This is a genomic window from Bombilactobacillus bombi (genome assembly GCF_013607485.1).
Taxonomy (GTDB): domain Bacteria; phylum Bacillota; class Bacilli; order Lactobacillales; family Lactobacillaceae; genus Bombilactobacillus; species Bombilactobacillus bombi_A.
In genome coordinates this window covers 22,626-39,080 of sequence record NZ_SCHP01000002.1, presented here as the reverse complement: position 1 = coordinate 39,080, position 16,455 = coordinate 22,626, and the positions used below count along the sequence as shown (strand labels likewise).

Annotated in this window: 15 protein-coding genes; 12 read left to right on the top strand and 3 right to left on the bottom strand. The window is 36.1% G+C overall.

All coding sequences use genetic code 11. The annotated features are described in order from the left end of the window. Positions 1-249: 249 nt before the first annotated feature. The 6 genes from EQ827_RS01035 to EQ827_RS01010 are packed head-to-tail and all read left to right on the top strand — an operon-like array spanning position 250 to position 5,423. Complete coding sequence (locus EQ827_RS01035; RefSeq protein ID WP_181189118.1) at positions 250-1,437, top strand: ABC transporter substrate-binding protein; 1,188 nt, start codon at positions 250-252, stop codon at positions 1,435-1,437. Positions 1,438-1,474: 37 nt separating this feature from the next. Next, the gene (locus EQ827_RS01030) at positions 1,475-2,353 is read left to right on the top strand and encodes a branched-chain amino acid ABC transporter permease (protein ID WP_181189117.1); all 879 of its coding nucleotides are present in this window, start codon (positions 1,475-1,477) and stop codon (positions 2,351-2,353) included. Positions 2,354-2,363: 10 nt separating this feature from the next. Beyond that, the gene (locus EQ827_RS01025; RefSeq protein WP_181189116.1) at positions 2,364-3,314 is read left to right on the top strand and encodes a branched-chain amino acid ABC transporter permease; all 951 of its coding nucleotides are present in this window, start codon (positions 2,364-2,366) and stop codon (positions 3,312-3,314) included. After that, complete coding sequence (locus tag EQ827_RS01020; protein ID WP_181189115.1) at positions 3,311-4,105, top strand: ABC transporter ATP-binding protein; 795 nt, start codon at positions 3,311-3,313, stop codon at positions 4,103-4,105. The genes EQ827_RS01025 and EQ827_RS01020 overlap by 4 nt, the downstream gene beginning before the upstream one ends. After that, entirely contained in the window at positions 4,092-4,796 is a 705-nt protein-coding gene (locus EQ827_RS01015; protein ID WP_181189114.1) for an ABC transporter ATP-binding protein, read from the top strand. Before EQ827_RS01020 ends, EQ827_RS01015 begins: the two co-directional genes overlap by 14 nt. A 3-nt stretch (positions 4,797-4,799) precedes the next feature. Further along, the gene (locus tag EQ827_RS01010) at positions 4,800-5,423 is read left to right on the top strand and encodes a CBS domain-containing protein (protein WP_181189113.1); all 624 of its coding nucleotides are present in this window, start codon (positions 4,800-4,802) and stop codon (positions 5,421-5,423) included. Between the two features lie 290 nt (positions 5,424-5,713). Here EQ827_RS01010 and EQ827_RS01005 read toward each other — a convergent pair whose 3' ends face one another. Both EQ827_RS01005 and EQ827_RS01000 read right to left on the bottom strand, forming a co-directional pair. Beyond that, positions 5,714-6,376 (bottom strand): PAS domain-containing protein, encoded by a 663-nt coding sequence (locus EQ827_RS01005; RefSeq protein ID WP_181189112.1) that lies wholly within the window; start codon positions 6,374-6,376, stop codon positions 5,714-5,716. Positions 6,377-6,466: 90 nt separating this feature from the next. Then, positions 6,467-7,309, bottom strand: coding sequence for a glycosyltransferase family 8 protein (locus EQ827_RS01000; protein WP_181189111.1), 843 nt, complete (start codon positions 7,307-7,309; stop codon positions 6,467-6,469). Positions 7,310-7,435: 126 nt separating this feature from the next. On the opposite strand from EQ827_RS01000, the gene EQ827_RS00995 reads away from it, so the two are divergent. Both EQ827_RS00995 and EQ827_RS00990 read left to right on the top strand, forming a co-directional pair. Further along, positions 7,436-7,846, top strand: coding sequence for a MarR family winged helix-turn-helix transcriptional regulator (locus EQ827_RS00995; RefSeq protein ID WP_181189110.1), 411 nt, complete (start codon positions 7,436-7,438; stop codon positions 7,844-7,846). 8 nt (positions 7,847-7,854) lie between these two features. Further along, on the top strand, positions 7,855-9,243 hold the full coding sequence (locus EQ827_RS00990) for an MFS transporter (protein ID WP_181189109.1): 1,389 nt from the start codon (positions 7,855-7,857) through the stop codon (positions 9,241-9,243). Between the two features lie 116 nt (positions 9,244-9,359). Here EQ827_RS00990 and EQ827_RS00985 read toward each other — a convergent pair whose 3' ends face one another. Then, the gene (locus tag EQ827_RS00985; RefSeq protein ID WP_181189108.1) at positions 9,360-10,331 is read right to left on the bottom strand and encodes an L-lactate dehydrogenase; all 972 of its coding nucleotides are present in this window, start codon (positions 10,329-10,331) and stop codon (positions 9,360-9,362) included. A gap of 255 nt (positions 10,332-10,586) precedes the next feature. On the opposite strand from EQ827_RS00985, the gene pth reads away from it, so the two are divergent. From pth to EQ827_RS00965, 4 genes are read left to right on the top strand one after another with little or no spacing between them, the layout of a single operon-like run. Continuing rightward, positions 10,587-11,144, top strand: coding sequence for an aminoacyl-tRNA hydrolase (pth, locus tag EQ827_RS00980; protein ID WP_181189107.1), 558 nt, complete (start codon positions 10,587-10,589; stop codon positions 11,142-11,144). A gap of 14 nt (positions 11,145-11,158) precedes the next feature. Then, entirely contained in the window at positions 11,159-14,683 is a 3,525-nt protein-coding gene (gene mfd, locus EQ827_RS00975) for a transcription-repair coupling factor (RefSeq protein ID WP_181189106.1), read from the top strand. After that, on the top strand, positions 14,680-16,224 hold the full coding sequence (locus tag EQ827_RS00970; RefSeq protein WP_181189105.1) for an oligosaccharide flippase family protein: 1,545 nt from the start codon (positions 14,680-14,682) through the stop codon (positions 16,222-16,224). The genes mfd and EQ827_RS00970 overlap by 4 nt, the downstream gene beginning before the upstream one ends. Continuing rightward, positions 16,211-16,453, top strand: coding sequence for an RNA-binding S4 domain-containing protein (locus EQ827_RS00965; protein ID WP_181189104.1), 243 nt, complete (start codon positions 16,211-16,213; stop codon positions 16,451-16,453). Before EQ827_RS00970 ends, EQ827_RS00965 begins: the two co-directional genes overlap by 14 nt. Positions 16,454-16,455: the final 2 nt, after the last annotated feature.

Sequence of the window (16,455 nt, the reverse complement as noted above, 5' to 3'; positions counted from 1 at the left end):
GGGAGGTTACAATCATGACAGTTATTAGTTATCAAGTTACTATTAGTGAGATTGTAACCGCCGTTCGTCAAGATTTAGCCTTATTATTAAATACCAGGACCTGACATTGATGTGAAATATTCGTTAAGTCCTTATTTTGGTTTTTAATGATGGGGCTTAACGCAATAGTTTTTTCAAACCCCATTCATTAAAGAATGGGGTTTTTCTTTATATTAAATTTATTAATAATTCAATTTGGGAGGAAGAATCATGCATAAAAAAATTATTAACAGTATCGCAACAATAATGCTAACAGTAGGGGCTTTGGCTGGATGTAGTACTGCTTCTAGCGGTAGTAAAGGTATTCAAGCAACTGGAAATAATGTCAAAATTGGCGTCAACATGGAATTGTCAGGCGGTGCGGGCGGCTATGGTAATCAACAAAAACAGGGTATTCAATTGGCAGTAGATGAAATTAATCAACATGGTGGTATTAAAGTTGGCAATAAAAAGAAAAAAATCAAACTTATTATTAAAGATAATAAAACTGCCACTAGTACCTCGGCATCTGTTGCCGCTCAACTTACTAATAATGACAAAGTAACTTCAATTGTGGGGCCAGCGACTACTAATGCTGGTACTGCCCAAACACCGAATATTACCAAGGCAGCCGTTCCTGCTGTCAGTCCTTCAGCTACTGATCCCGGATTTACCATGCAAAAAAATGGTAAAGTACAGCCTTATGTTTTTCGAGCTTGTTATCAAAATAATTTCCAAGGTGCAACTGCCGCTAAGTTCACTTATAACAACCTCAATGCGCGAAAAGTTGCTGTATTCTATGATAATTCCACTGACTATGGTACCGGTCTGGCAAAGTCCTTCAAGCATGCATTTAAGGGAAAAGTTGTAGCTAGTCAAGCCTTTTCGGCCGGTGATAAAGATTTTAATGCTGTTTTGACCTCTTTTAAGAGTAAAAATGTCGATGCAATTTATGTACCAGGATATTATTCCGAAGTAGGTTTGATTATTAAGCAAGCACGTCAAGCTGGAATTAAAGTTCCTATTATTGGTACGGATGGTATGGCTGATCCAAAATTGGCCCAAATTGCTGGTGCACAAAATGCTTCTAATATTTATTACACCACACCATTTTCTATTAGTCAGGCAAGTAAAAGTGCTACTGCACGTAAGTTCATTTCTGCTTATCAAAAACGTTACCACCAAAAAGCACCAACATTTTCAGCTCTAGCTTATGACTCTGTGTATATCATTAAGGAAGCAATTGAAAAAGAAAAATCGGCAGATTCAACTAAAATTGCTGCTGGATTGGCCAAAATCAAGAATTATGATGGCGTTACTGGTTCCATTACAATCGATAAGCATCATAATGCAACCAAACCAATTGCTATTGAAAGTCTTAAAAATGGTAAAGTAGCTAATTCTATCGCAATTAAATAAAAATTTAAAGAAACGCTTATTGAAGGGGGAGTCTGATGTGCAAACTTTTTGGCAGCAACTAATTAATGGCTTATCACTTGGCAGTATTTATGCATTGCTGGCGCTTGGATATACTATGGTTTATGGCATTATTAAATTAATTAATTTTGCTCATGGTGATATCTATATGTTAGGAGCTTTTTGGGGGTATTATTCCATCAATTTATGGCATTTTAACTTTTTAGAAGCTCTACTTTCTTCCATGATTGTGGGCGCAGCTAGCGGTGTAATTATTGAGTATTTTGCTTATCGGCCTTTACGTCAGGCTCCTAGAATTACCGCGCTTATTACCGCCATTGGGGTTTCATTTTTCCTAGAAAATGGCATGTCTTATCTCTTTGGTTCGACGGCGCGTGATTTTCCCCAAGTTATTAAACAAGTTAACTATAATTTTGGTGGCGTCTTAATCTCTAATATTCAAATTTTGATTCTAGCCACTGCAGCTATTCTAATGGTAGCTTTGCAGTTTATTATTAAAAAAACCAAAATGGGCACCGCGATGCGGGCGGTATCAGTAGATGCTGATGCAGCAGAATTAGTTGGTATTAGCCTTAATAAGACAATTTCTTTTACATTTGCGATTGGTTCTGCTCTAGCAGGGGCTGCCGGAGTTTTGATTGGTTTGTATTATAACTCTATTGATCCCTTAATGGGGATGACTCCAGGTATTAAGGCCTTTGTCGCTGCTGTAGTTGGTGGGATTGGTTCGGTTCCCGGAGCAACAATTGGTGGATTTTTAATTGGCCTTTTGGAAACATTGGTGCAATCAGTCGGTCTTTCCGCCTACAAAGATGCGGCAGTTTATCTAGTTTTAATCGTTATTTTGTTAATACTACCAGCAGGAATTTTGGGCAAAAATATTAAAGAAAAGGTATAAGGGTAAGCAGATGAAAGCAAATTTTAAGTACAATATAATTTGGCTGAGTTTAATGGTTGTCGGCTTCATCCTAATGAATACCTTAATACTGGTCGGCATTATTGACTCATTTTTGGAAAATATGTTAGTAGTTATTGGAATTAATATTATCTTAGCCTTGGGCTTAAATTTGGTAGTGGGTTTTTCAGGACAATTTTCCTTAGGCCATGCTGGCTTTATGGCAATTGGTGCTTATGCTACAGCAATTATTACCTCGGAGCATCCCAATACATTGAATTTCTATTTGTCAATTATCGTGGGAATAATCATTGCTATTATTGCAGCAATTATTGTGGGTGTACCGACTTTGCGTTTGCATGGCGATTACTTAGCTATTGCAACGATGGGAGCTGCAGAGATTATTCGGATTATTATTAATAATCTGAAAATTACCAACGGACCTTCGGGAATGTTTAATATTCCCAAATTTGCTTCTTGGCCAGTGGTATATGTAATGGTTTGTATTACTACTATTATAATTGCTAACTTTGTTCATAGCCGCGCCGGACGAGCAATTAAGTCTGTTCGTGAAGATGAAATTGCTGCAGAATCTCTTGGAATTAAAACAACTTTTTGGAAATTAGCAGCCTTTGTTTTAGGTGCAGCTACAGCGGCTGTGGCAGGTTCTTTAGATGCTTCTTATCTGCAGACAATTACTCCAAATAATTTTGGAATTATGGAATCAATTTCGATTTTAATTATTGTTGTTTTAGGCGGTATCGGCAGCTTAACGGGTACATTTGTTGCTGCCATTGTTCTTGGAGTCATTGATACTGCCTTGCAAAGTTTTGGTCCTTTACGGATGGTTATTTACTCGTTAGCCTTGATTTTAATTATGGTCTTTAAACCTACTGGCTTGTTGGGTAGATATGAAATATCTTTACCTCGAATATTTGCTCGTAAAAAGGAGGCCAAATCATGACTACCATTTTAAAAGTAGATAATTTAGTCAAAAATTTTGGTGGCTTAACGGCTGTTAGCAATGTTTCTTTAACTTTAGATAATAATGAATTGGTCGCACTTATTGGCCCTAATGGCGCTGGTAAAACTACACTTTTCAACTTACTAACTGGTGTTATCTCACCGAGTTCAGGAGCTATCATTTTTCATGGTGACAATGGTACTATTTCCTTGAATAATAAGTCGGCAACGCAAATTGCCAATTTAGGTTTGGCACGTACTTTTCAAAATATTCGTCTCTTTAGCGATTTAAGTGTTTTAGAAAATGTCCTCATCGCCTTGACTAATCAATATCAAGAAAGCTTTATTGCTTCTATTATGCGCTTGCCTAAGTATTATCATGCAGAGCAGCAAATGCGCGAAGCTGCATTACATTTATTGAAAATTTTTGAATTAGATCAGCAAGCTGATCAATTAGCACGCAACTTACCTTATGGAATTCAGCGACGTTTGGAAATTGTTCGAGCATTGGCCACCAAGCCGCAAATTTTATTTTTAGATGAGCCAGCAGCAGGGATGAATCCTGAAGAGACTGCTGATTTGTCGGATTTAATAAAGATGATTCAGCGTGACTTTCATATTACTATTTTATTAATTGAACATGATATGTCATTAGTTATGAATTTAGCAGAAAAAATTTATGTCTTAGATCAAGGTTCTTTATTAGCTCAAGGAACACCATCTCAGATACAACAAAATTCAGCGGTTATTAAAGCATATTTAGGCGAGGAGGATGACAATGCTGCAAATTAAAAATTTAGTAGTGAACTATGGTGCCATCCAAGCGGTTAAAGATGTCAGCTTAAATATTAATACAGGCGAAATTGTCGCTTTAATTGGCGCAAATGGTGCTGGTAAAACGACGATTGTTAAAACTATTTCGGGATTATTAAAACCTACCAGTGGCAGTATTTTGTATGAGCAGAAAAATCTCCAACAAAAAAAAGCTCCTGAAATTGTCGCTGCAGGTATTGCCCAAGTTCCTGAGGGCCGTCATATTTTTGCAGGATTATCCGTTGCGGAAAATTTACAGATGGGTGCCTTTTTACGGCGAAACCGCAAAAGCATTACTGATTCCTTGCAGGAAGTATATCAACGATTTCCAATTTTGAAACAACGCCAAAATCAAGACGCCGCCACCTTGTCTGGTGGAGAACAACAAATGTTAGCAATGGCGCGTGCTTTGATGTCCCAACCAAAATTACTTTTACTAGATGAGCCTTCAATGGGATTAGCACCGATTTTTATTCAAGAAATTTTTGACATTGTACAGGCCATTCAAAAGCAAGGAACAACAGTTTTATTAATTGAGCAAAACGCTCGTCAAGCACTAGCAATTGCTAATCGGGCCTATGTTTTAGCCGCGGGGCATGTCACTATTAGTGGTACGGGGCAAGAACTATTAGCTAATCCAGCCGTACAAAAGGCATATTTAGGAGGATGAGAAATGACAGTCGCTGATTATATGACTAAAGATGTAATTACTGTTCGCCCCACGACTAAAGTTAATGAGGCAGTTAGTTTAATGAAAGATAATCAGATTCACCGCTTGCCGGTGATTGATGGCAATCAATTAGTCGGGTTGGTCACTTCTGGGACTATTGCCCATGCTTCACCATCATCTGCAACTAGTTTATCTATTTATGAAGTGAATTATTTATTTAACAAAATGACAGTTGCCCAAATTATGACGAAAAAAGTCTTGACCATTGCAGCTGATGCTTCTTTAGAGGATGCAATTTATCAAATGCGTCAGCATCAAATTGGAGTATTGCCAGTGATGAAAGATCACAATGTGGTAGGAATGATTACTAATAATGATATTTTGGATGCTTTTTTAGATATTACGGATTATTTTCAAAAAGCACAAGTAGTACAAATAGTTATTGAGCATGATAAAACGGGCGTGATTTTTAAAATTGGGGAGGTGTTAGCTAAAAATAATTTAAATATTCAAACTTTAATGGTTACGCGTCACTTGGGCGAAATAGTTGTTGAAATTCATGTTGACCCACAAGATGGAGTAGAAGTAAGGCAAGTTTTAGAAGAAGCAGGTTTTAATACACGTTAGTAAAATTGTAAAAAATGGTCTCAGTATATAAATTAATTTGATTTTGAGTTATCGAACAATATCTGTATGAGTTTTGAAAAATTAGCCAAAGTATATAAAGGGTAATATTAATAAAATCTTCCCCCAAATATTATCTGAAATAAAGGATAAATTTAAGGGCCTGGGACAAATGCTTGTTCCAGACCCTTATTACTGTACAATGAACGTGTGAGAAATTATGCTTGATGATGTTTACCATTAAAATATTTAGTACTTAACTTCAAAACAATTTGAAAAGATATTTTTAATAATTATTGATGTTGAGAGGCTCCAGTATTAGCATCGGGCTGTTCACTTTCTTGAGTTTTTAGTTGTTGAGAGGCTCCTGTAGTAGTATCCACTGTTTTATTTTCATCAGGAACAAGTTTTTGGCCGGTTTGTTGTAAATACCATTTAATCGTGGGCATTAAATCTACTACCCACTCGTTAATACCACGATAGGCACCGTCCTTATCATGCATGGCACCATAGTAATGAACTTCAAAATGATTCTCATCATAACCAGGAACTGGCAATTTAACAATTGTTTCTTGTCCCTGGCGCAATTTGTTGACTACTTGTTTAACATGCTCTAATGCTTGTGGTGGGTGGACTTCAGATAAGGGATTACCTACCTGTTGGGGAAAGCGCTTAGCCAGCATTTTATCGCCTGACATTTGCTGGTTATAGTAGAGGAACTGATTGTTTTCGTCAACAAAAGATAATTCTAAAGGCAGCGCTTTTAAGAAAGCATCTAATTGATCAACTGTCATAACCCCACGATCTAATTTGACATAAGTGGAACCACTAACTGCATGAGTTTTTTTGGCAGCTTGTTCAACCCAATCAGCAGCGCTTTTTTCTAAATCAGTAACCGTAGTATCAATGTCTTGACTACTTGTTAAATCTTCTTGATGATAATCTTTAATATTCATATAATAGTTTCCTTTCTAAGCAAAATTAACTACATAATAATATTATTCTTTCAATAATTGATTGTAAATGGTTTCATGTGAAGATTGTAATTAATAAGTTGTTAGGTTTAACATTTGGTGCTGGTAGTGAAGATATAATTCTCGAAAGTTGCCTTTATAACTGAGTTGCCAGGGTTTATCCTTCCCACAATAATGTAAAAAAACGGTGTTTTCAATAGTCCAATTAAGGTTAAATTGCCCACCACTAGTAGTTTCATAAATTAATTTTTTACGGGTGTCATAGTTATAAATTTCATCGGGAATTGACAAAATATGCTTGCTATAAAGAGTATTTAAAATGTCTTGGTCGGGCAGTAAAAAGAATTTGCCAAAATTTTTAATAGTTTGAAATATTTCCTCTGCATGGACATGTTGGCGGATCAAGGGTAGATTCATTAATAATAAGCCAGAGTTATAATAGCCATCACTCTCGTAAGTGTCTAAACGCATTTTATTAAATACATTAGTAAGGTCAGTTAGGCCAGAGTGTATAGCGGCTGCATAGTAATTATTTTCTAAATCAAGTTGATATAGTTGTGAAAAGTCATTGATGCACAAAATATCAGCATCCATATATAAAATCCGTTGTAAGTGAGTTGGTAAATAGTGGTGTGCTAAAAGTCGATAATAAATCGTCAGGGGATAACGCTTCGAGACAGGGGCTTCTGCAAAGAATTCAGGATCATTAATAATAATAGGATAATACTGCATGTGTAGCTGCTGACAAAATTTTTTTAACTCTAAATTTCGTTGCAAAAGTGGTTGTTGTAGTACATAAATATGATATTCAATGTTTGGCTTAGTGTTGCAATGAATCGACCATAATGTAGTTTTTAGATGCTGTAAATAATGATCATTAATAGCAAAAAGTAAATTTATTATCATATCCGCCACCTCTTTATCCATTTTAGCATGGAAATTTTATCGTACGCAGAAATTACTGTTGACAAAAGTTAAAAGTAGGATTAAGTTATTTGATAAAATCGTTAGTTAACTACCGAATAAAGGAGATAATAGTCAATGAATAATGATACTGGACGTCTATTAAAGATTGCTGGGCGTCAGTTAACTAAAAATTTTGATAAATTTGCTCGTCACTATGGTTTAACAGCAACGCAAATGTCAATTATTGATCATTTAGGGCGGGAGACTACAGAAGTTCTTCAACGTGATTTAGAGAATGAATTTAATATTCGCCGCTCCACGGCAACTTTAATTTTGCAGAGAATGGAAAAAAAGCAACTTATTAAACGACAAACGTCAATAATCGATGCCCGTCAAAAAGCTGTATTTTTAACTACCAAGGGTGAAAAATTAGTAGGCATAGTTGGACAATATATGCAACGGCAAGAACAACAATTACAAGAAAAATTTTCAAAGAGTGAATTGGAAAATTTTGAAAAAATTTTAAATTATTATATAAATATGTAGGTGGAAAAATGTCAGAAAAACCAATTACATTTAAGATTATAGCGGCTATTATAGCTGCTGGATTGATGTCTTTTTGTGGAGTTATTGTGGAAACAGCAATGAATATAACTTTTCCTACTTTAATGAAAGAATTTAATGTCAATACCTCTACTGTTCAATGGATGACTACCGGATGTTTATTAGTAGTAGCAATAGTAGTTCCATTATCGGCAATTTTAAAGAAAAATTTTTCAAATAAGATGCTCTTTTTTGCCGCAAATATTTTGTTTATGCTAGGAGTAATTATAGACGCCTATACGCCTAATTTTGCACTTTTATTAATTGGACGAATGGTTCAAGGTGTCGGAACAGGTTTAGCTTTACCGTTAATGTTTAATATTATCTTAGAGCAGATACCTGCTAGAAAAATTGGTTTAATGATGGGAATTGGTTCATTAATTACAGCTATTGCTCCAGCAATTGGCCCAACTTATGGTGGCTTGATAGTTAATAGTCTTGGATGGCGTTATATTTTTATTTTATTGCTTCCTATTTTGATAATTTCATTAATTTTAGGATCATATTCAATAAAACAAGTTAATACGATTAAGAGAACCCCACTAGATATTTTGAGTTTATTTAGTATTATTATATTATTTAGTGGATTAATTATTGGTTTTAGTAACCTTGGTTCTCAAAAACTAATTAGTTTTGAAGTTTTAGGTGCATGGATGATAGGCTTATGTGGCTTGATTTTATTGATATATCGTAATCGAATAGCTACGCCAATTTTAAATTTAGATGTATTGAAAAATTTGAAATTCAGTGGTCATGCTGTAAGTTATTTTTTCTTTCAATTATGTAGTTTAGGGATTTCTTTTATTTTGCCTAATTACATTCAATTAGTTAATCACGAGTCAGCAACTATTGCAGGGCTAATAGTTTTACCGGGTGCGACATTAGGAGCTATTTTAGCTCCTTTTAGCGGCCAAATTCTTGATAAATTTGGTGCTCGCAAACCTATTTTAATGGGAACTTGCTTAGCTTTTATTTCCTTATTGTTATTTACGATTTTTAGCCGTCATCTTAGTTCATATTTAATTCTTGTTATTTATTTGCTTTACATGGCAGGATGTGGTTTTGCTTTTGGAAATATTATGACTAATGGACTCCAAAATTTGTCTGTTGATCAACAGGCTGATGGTAATGCCATTTTAACAACATTACAACAATTTGCTGGTGCTACAGGAACCTCTATTGTGGCAGCTGTTATTGCGCAGAGTCAAACTCAAGGACATGTAAATATTGCTTCTGCTACAGCTAAGGGCAGCTATCATGCTTTTATAATTTTATTGATTTTAGCTGCTGCGGAGTTAATAATTTTAAGTCGTGTTGTATTTGATAAAACAGCATATTAAGCATTGTAATTTAGGCTGCTTAATAAAAACAGGTGCTGGAACATTATGTGTTCCAGCACCTGTTTTATTGAAGGTAAAATATTTATTTAAGAATTGATTTTAAGATTTATTAGTGATTATTCAATGCCTGCAGCTGAAAAACCATCTTTAGCTACTTTAGCTAATTGAGCTGCTGATTTAGCCATTTTTTCTTTTTCATCATCGTTTAACGGTACTTCTAAGGTTTGACGAACACCATTACGATTAATAATTGTTGGGGAACTTAAGAATAGGTCTTTAACACCATATTGACCATCCATGTAAACTGATAAGGATAAGACTGCATTTTCATCTCTTAAAATTGCTCGACAAATCCGAGCAGCTGCAGTAGCTACACCATAATAAGTGGCACCTTTGGTATTAATAATTTCATAAGCAGCATTAACAACGGTATCGTTTAATTCGGCTAATTTTTCGTCTGTAAATTGTGGATAAACTTTTTGCAGTTCTGACATGGTCAAACTACCAACAGTTAAGTGTGACCAAGCAGCAAATTCACTATCACCATGTTCACCTAACATATAGCCATGAACGGAGCGGGGATCAATATCTAGTTCTTGTGCCACGAATTTGTGTAAACGAGATGTATCCAAAGTAGTACCAGAGCCCATAACCCGTTCTTTTGGAAAGCCAGAAAGTTTCCAAGTTGCATAGGTTAGAATATCAACTGGGTTAGCTACGACTAAAAAGATACCATTAAAGCCAGATTCAACAATTGGTTGAACGATAGATTTGATGATTTTAAGGTTTTTATTAACTAAATCTAAGCGTGTTTCACCAGGTTTTTGTGGAGCTCCTGCGGTAATAACAACAATATCAGCATCTTTAGCATCGCTGTAGTCTGCTGCATAAATGTGGGCTGGATAACTTAAGGGTGTGGCATCAGCTAAGTCCAGTGCATCCCCACGAGTTTTATCCTTCACAACATCAACAATTCCAATTTCATTCGCAACACCTTGTAAAGTCATGGCATAAGCAAAAGAGGATCCTACAGCTCCGTCACCTACTAAGATAACTTTAGTATGGTTCTTATCAGTAATACTGGTCATTAGTATTGCTCCCTTCAAAATTAAATAACTTTTTACAAATTTATTTTATCATGGATTATTTAAATAAGATAGTGGAAACGCTTTATTTATTTGAAAATTTCAATTATATTTGCGAAAATTTTCACAAATATATGACTTATATTCTATTTTGATTAGAAATTGTGTTATAATCGACAAGCGATAATTTAGTATAATAAGCATTAGTAGTTTAAATACTAGTAATTTATAAAAATTAAATAATGAGATGATACTTTAATGAAAGCAATTTTTGGATTAGGTAACCCAGGTCAAAGTTATGACCATACAAAACATAACATGGGTTTTATGACAATTGATCAATTAGCCCAGCATTATCAAGTTGAGCTTAAGAAAGAAGAGTTCTCTGCATTAGACGTTCGTTTTAAATATCAAGGTGAAACTATCTATTTAGTAAAGCCCTTAACGTTTATGAATAATTCTGGTTATGCAGTTAAAATGCTCATGAGTTATTATCAGATCCAACCAGCAGAAATTCTAATTATTCACGATGATTTAGATTTGCCCATTGGAAAAATTAGATTACGCCAAAAGGGATCTGCTGGAGGGCATAACGGATTAAAAAGTATTATTGCTGCTTTAGGCAGTGATACTTTTAAACGTGTCAAAATTGGCATTGGCCATCCTGCTAGAAAGCAAGTAGTTAATTGGGTATTGACTCCCTTTAATTCAACCGAACAACCGTTAGCCTTAAGCGGTATTGATCAAGCAGCTTCAGCTGTTGAAGATTGGGTTGAAAATAATGATTTTGCTCAAACCATGAATCGATTCAATTAATTTAGGAGGATAAATTGCAATTAATTGATTGTTTAAACCAAAATAAGCAGCTGCAAACTTTTATTCAACAGCTAGCGCCAAATACTAAGCAGATGTTGACAGGCTTAACTGGATCGGCAAAAACATTATTCTTAGCGGATTTAGTGATTAGAAAGCAACAACCCGTTTTAGTTATAGAACCAGATTCTTATCATGCTACTCAGCTGGCTGATGACTTAGAGCAGCTTTTGCCTAATTCGCAAGTGCAGCTTTTTTTATTAGAAGCTTCGATCGCTACTCAAATTGCTGTTAGTTCGCCTGAGTCCCTTAGTCAGCGATTACGAGCTCTGGATTTTTTGCGGCAAGAGCAGCCTGGAATTGTTATAACTTCTGTAGCTGGCTTAGAGTATTTTTTGCCACCAGCAGCGAGCTTTGATCAAAATCATTTACGTTTTCAAGTTGGCCAAGATTATTCCTTGCAACAACTGCCTCAACAACTGATAACTATGGGTTATCGGCGTGATTCTTTAGTTTCGAGTCCGGGAGAATTCGCTATTAGAGGTGATATTTTTGATATATATCCTTTAACTAGTGAACATCCGTGGCGCTTAGATTTTTTTGGTGATGAAATTGAAGCAATCCACAGCCTTGATCCAGACACTCAACGTAGTCAAGATGAGGTTACCCAAATTTCTGTAGGTCCTGCTAGTGATCAGATTATTAGCCCAGAAAATTTACAGGTTGTGGGTAAAAAAGTACAACAGCATTTACAAGCACATTTAAAAAAAGTCAAAGACCAACAAATTGTCCAAGCTTTGCAAAATAATTATCAAGCGGATATTGATAGTTTTTTGGCTGGCCAGCGGATTGATAATCTTGCCTCCTATGTTAGTTTTTTGTATGAGCAGCCGGCCCATTTAACTGATTATCTTTTCGACCAGGGTAGTGTGGTTTTTGATGATTATGATCGCATTCAAGAACAAGATCGGGCTAATGAAGAGGAAAACTCGGCTTGGTTTAGTGGCCAGTTTGAAACTGGCAAACTATTACCGGATTTGTCCTTTCGTTGGACTTTAGCACAAGCCTTAGCAGCAATTCCGCAAAGCCAAGTCTTTTTATCAATATTTCAGCGAAATACTAAACATTTACGCTTGCAGCAGTTGTTGAATGTTACAAGTCGTTCAGTTCAGCAATTTTTTAGTAATTTGCCCCTTTTAAAAGTAGAAATTGAGCGCTGGCAAAAACAGCAGTCAACAATTGTTCTTTTGATTAGTGCACCAGCCCGTTTGCAAAAAATGCAGCAAACCTTAGCCGATTTTGGTATTGAGGCGATTACTAGCAGCTTAACAGATATTAAGAGCGGCCAAACTCAATTAGTAACTGGTGGTTTGCACACGGGTTTTGAATTGGCAGATGAACGTTTAGTTGTAATTACTGAAAAAGAACTCTTTAATAAACAACCTAAAAAACGCCATACGCGAACGAACATGAATAATGCCGAACGCTTAAAGAGTTATACGGACTTAAAGCCTGGTGATTATGTAGTACACGTTAATCATGGTATTGGACGATTTTTAGGGATTAAAACTTTAGAAGTTGACGGCAAACATCAAGACTATATTACAATTCAATATCGTGACCAAGGTCAGTTATTTATTCCAGTCACGCAATTAGATATGGTACAAAAATATGTCTCGGCTCAAGGTAAAGCTCCCAAATTAAATAAATTAGGGGGCACAGAGTGGCATAAGACCAAACAGCGAGTTCAGAAAAATATTGAAGATATTGCTGATGAGTTAATACAGTTGTACGCTAAACGTGAAGCAGAAAAAGGATATGCTTTTTCTGAGGATGATGATTTACAAAATCAATTTGAAGCGCAATTTCCTTATGTGGAAACCCCTGATCAAACCCGCAGTATTGCTGAAGTTAAGCGTGACATGCAAAGCCCTCACCCAATGGATCGTTTATTGGTTGGTGATGTGGGCTTTGGCAAAACTGAAGTCGCCTTACGAGCAGCTTTTAAAGCTATTAATGACGGCAAGCAAGTTGCCTTTTTGGCTCCTACGACGATTTTAGCCCAGCAACACTTTCAAACGATGCAAGAGCGTTTTGCTGGTTTTCCTGTCGAAGCAGCAATTCTGACTCGTTTTCAATCACCGGCTCAACAGCGGGAAGTTAAAAAGGGATTAGAAACGGGAAAAATCGATATCGTAGTTGGAACTCATCGATTATTATCTAAAGATGTGAAATTTTTGGATCTAGGATTGCTGGTTGTTGATGAAGAACAGCGTTTTGGAGTTAAACATAAAGAACGTCTAAAACAATTAAAATCTCAAATTGATGTCTTGACCTTGACAGCTACGCCAATACCACGGACTTTAAATATGTCCATGATTGGTGTCCGGGATCTATCGGTTATTGAGACAGCTCCCCCCAATCGCTATCCTATTCAAACTTTTGTAATGGAGCAAAATTATGATGTAGTTCGCAGTGCCATTGAACGGGAATTAAATCGTAACGGCCAAGTTTTTTATTTGCATAATCGGGTAGAGGACATTGAACAAACTGCTAATTTGTTGGCTTCACTGGTACCTGATGCCCATATTGCGGTTGCTCATGGTAAAATGACCCAAGCTCAATTAGAAGGAGTCATGAGTGATTTTTTAAATGGCGATTACGATGTTTTAGTTACCACTACCATTATTGAAACGGGTGTAGATATTTCTAATGCTAACACCCTTATTGTAGAAAATGCCGATCGATATGGTTTATCACAGCTTTATCAATTAAGAGGGCGAGTGGGCCGTTCCAGCCGTGTAGCTTACGCTTATTTTATGTATCGCAAAGATAAGACACTTAGTGAAGTTGGAGAAAAGCGCTTAGAAGCCGTTAAAAACTTCACGGAATTAGGCTCCGGATTTAAAATTGCTATGCGTGATTTAGCAATTCGCGGTGCTGGGAATCTTTTAGGCAAACAGCAGCACGGCTTTATTGATTCTGTCGGTTATGACTTGTATACTCAAATGCTGGCAGAAGCTGTGGATAAAAAACGGGGTCAAAAACAACAGCATCCCCAAACTGATGCGCAAGTTCAATTAAATCTAGAAGCATATATTCCTGCTAGTTACATTACTGATGAGCGCCAAAAAATTGAAATGTATAAACGTTTGCGTCAAGTGCATTCTGTAGACGAATTGATGGATTTACAGCAGGAATTTCATGATCGTTTTGGCAAATATCCAATAGAAGTGAAAAATCTTTTAATTTTAACTAGATTGAAGTTATTAGCAGACCAAGCACTAATTGACAAAATTAAACAACAAGGGCAAAAATTGCAGCTAACCTTTAGCCCACAAGCCAATAAATATTTATCGGGCGAACAAATTTTCCAAGATTTATCGTTAACTTCTATGAAAGCCCAAGTGGCTAATGAGCATGGCTACTTCATTATTACATTTGATCCAGAAGAGCAAAAAGATTATTTACAACAGCTCAATAAGGTACTAGAGCATTGGGCTCAAGCCGCTTTGCTGAAGGTTAAAAACGGTAGCTTATGACAAAACAAAAAAGCCAATTTTTATTTCAGCAAACCTGGATATTGTCAGCCTCTTCTTTAATTACGAAAGTGTTAAGTGCTTTTTATCGAGTACCCTTACAAAATCTTGTTGGTAATCGGGGCTTTTTCGTTTATCAGCAAGTGTATCCGCTTTATGGATTATGTACTGCTGTGGCTTTAACAGGTTTACCAATGTTTGTTTCACAGATAATAGCGGAAAATAAAAAGCATCCATTCATAAGTCAGCGGCTTTTAGTAAGAGCAGCTTTCCTATTAGGTGTAGTGGGTGCTCTATTATTGGGAGTTAATGCAACGCAATTAGCAATTTTGATGGGCGATAGGCGTTTAGCACCCTTAATTTTAGTTTTAGCAGGATTTTATTTATTAGCACCAATTGAAGCAGTTTATCGCGGTATTTATCAAGGCCATCTGCAAATGTTGCCGACGGCAATCTCGCAAGTAATGGAACAGATTATTCGAGTAGGTATTATTATTACTGCTGCAATTGTCTGGCGTGCAGATTACTACAAAATGGGTACTTGGGCCCATGCGGGAGCGACGATTGCGGCTGTAATGGCAATTATTATTTTACTAAGTTTTCATCTTCCTCCGGCTGATAATTTTCCTGTCACTATAGATACTTGGTATCAACTAGGAAGACGTTTTTTAACTGACGGCTTATTGTTGAGTTTATTTGGAGCACTTTTAGTTTTATTGCAAACAATTGATTCGTTTACTATGGTTCAACTGCTTATTCATTATCATTGGCCTCACCCACAAATATTAAAGGGGATTTACGATCGGGCCCAACCGCTCGCGCAATTAGGAATTGTAATAGCTGTGGCTTTTGCTACTTCAATTTTGCCCCAACTAGTTGATAAAAAACCTTCTCAGCAGTGGCCGCTTATCAGCCAAATTTTGCATGTAGCATTAGCATTAGCAGCTTGTTGTGCGGTGGGAATGGCTACTTTAATGCCCCAGATTAACACTTTTTTGTTTAAAGATGCCCAGTTAAGTGGAACACTTTCTATTTATGTTTTAGCAGTAATTTTTATTGCTTATGCGGTAATTACTAATACAATTATGCAGGCCCAACATCAACAAAAATTAAATTTTAGTATTTTAGTGTTTGCCTTAATTGTAAAAGGAGTTGGCAATTGCTGGCTGATTGAAACCTATGGAACACTAGGAGCCAGTTTATCCACTTTAATTGCCAGTATAGTTCTAGCAGTGGGAATCCATTATAATTCTCCGCCCTTATTGCGAGAGTGTTTATTCGCAAATCATTTTCTCTTAAAACTAAGTAAATTATTGGTTGCATTAGCAGTTTTAGTTTGGGGAATGAATTATTGCTGGCGGTTGATTGAACCGCTGCAGCGGCTTACATCAATTTGGGAAGTGCTGATTAGTATTGCATTAGCAGTAGGTTTTGTGGTAATTTTAAGTTATCGATGGCAATTGTTTACTTTGCAGGAATGGCGTTTAATTCCCGGCGGTAATTGGATTTTAAATAAATTAGGAGAACATAATGCGTTTAGATAAATATCTAAAAATTTCAAGATTAGTAAAAAGAAGAACATTAGCCAAAGAAATTGCTGATAAAGGGCGAATTGAAATTAACAATAAAGTGGCTAAGTCTTCTACCGATGTGCAAGTTGGTGATCGGATTACTATCCATTATGGTGATAAAACAGTGAATGTAGAAGTTTTGCAAGTTGCGGAAAATGTTAAAAAAGCCGCGGCTGCTGATATGTATAAAAATCTAGATTAATC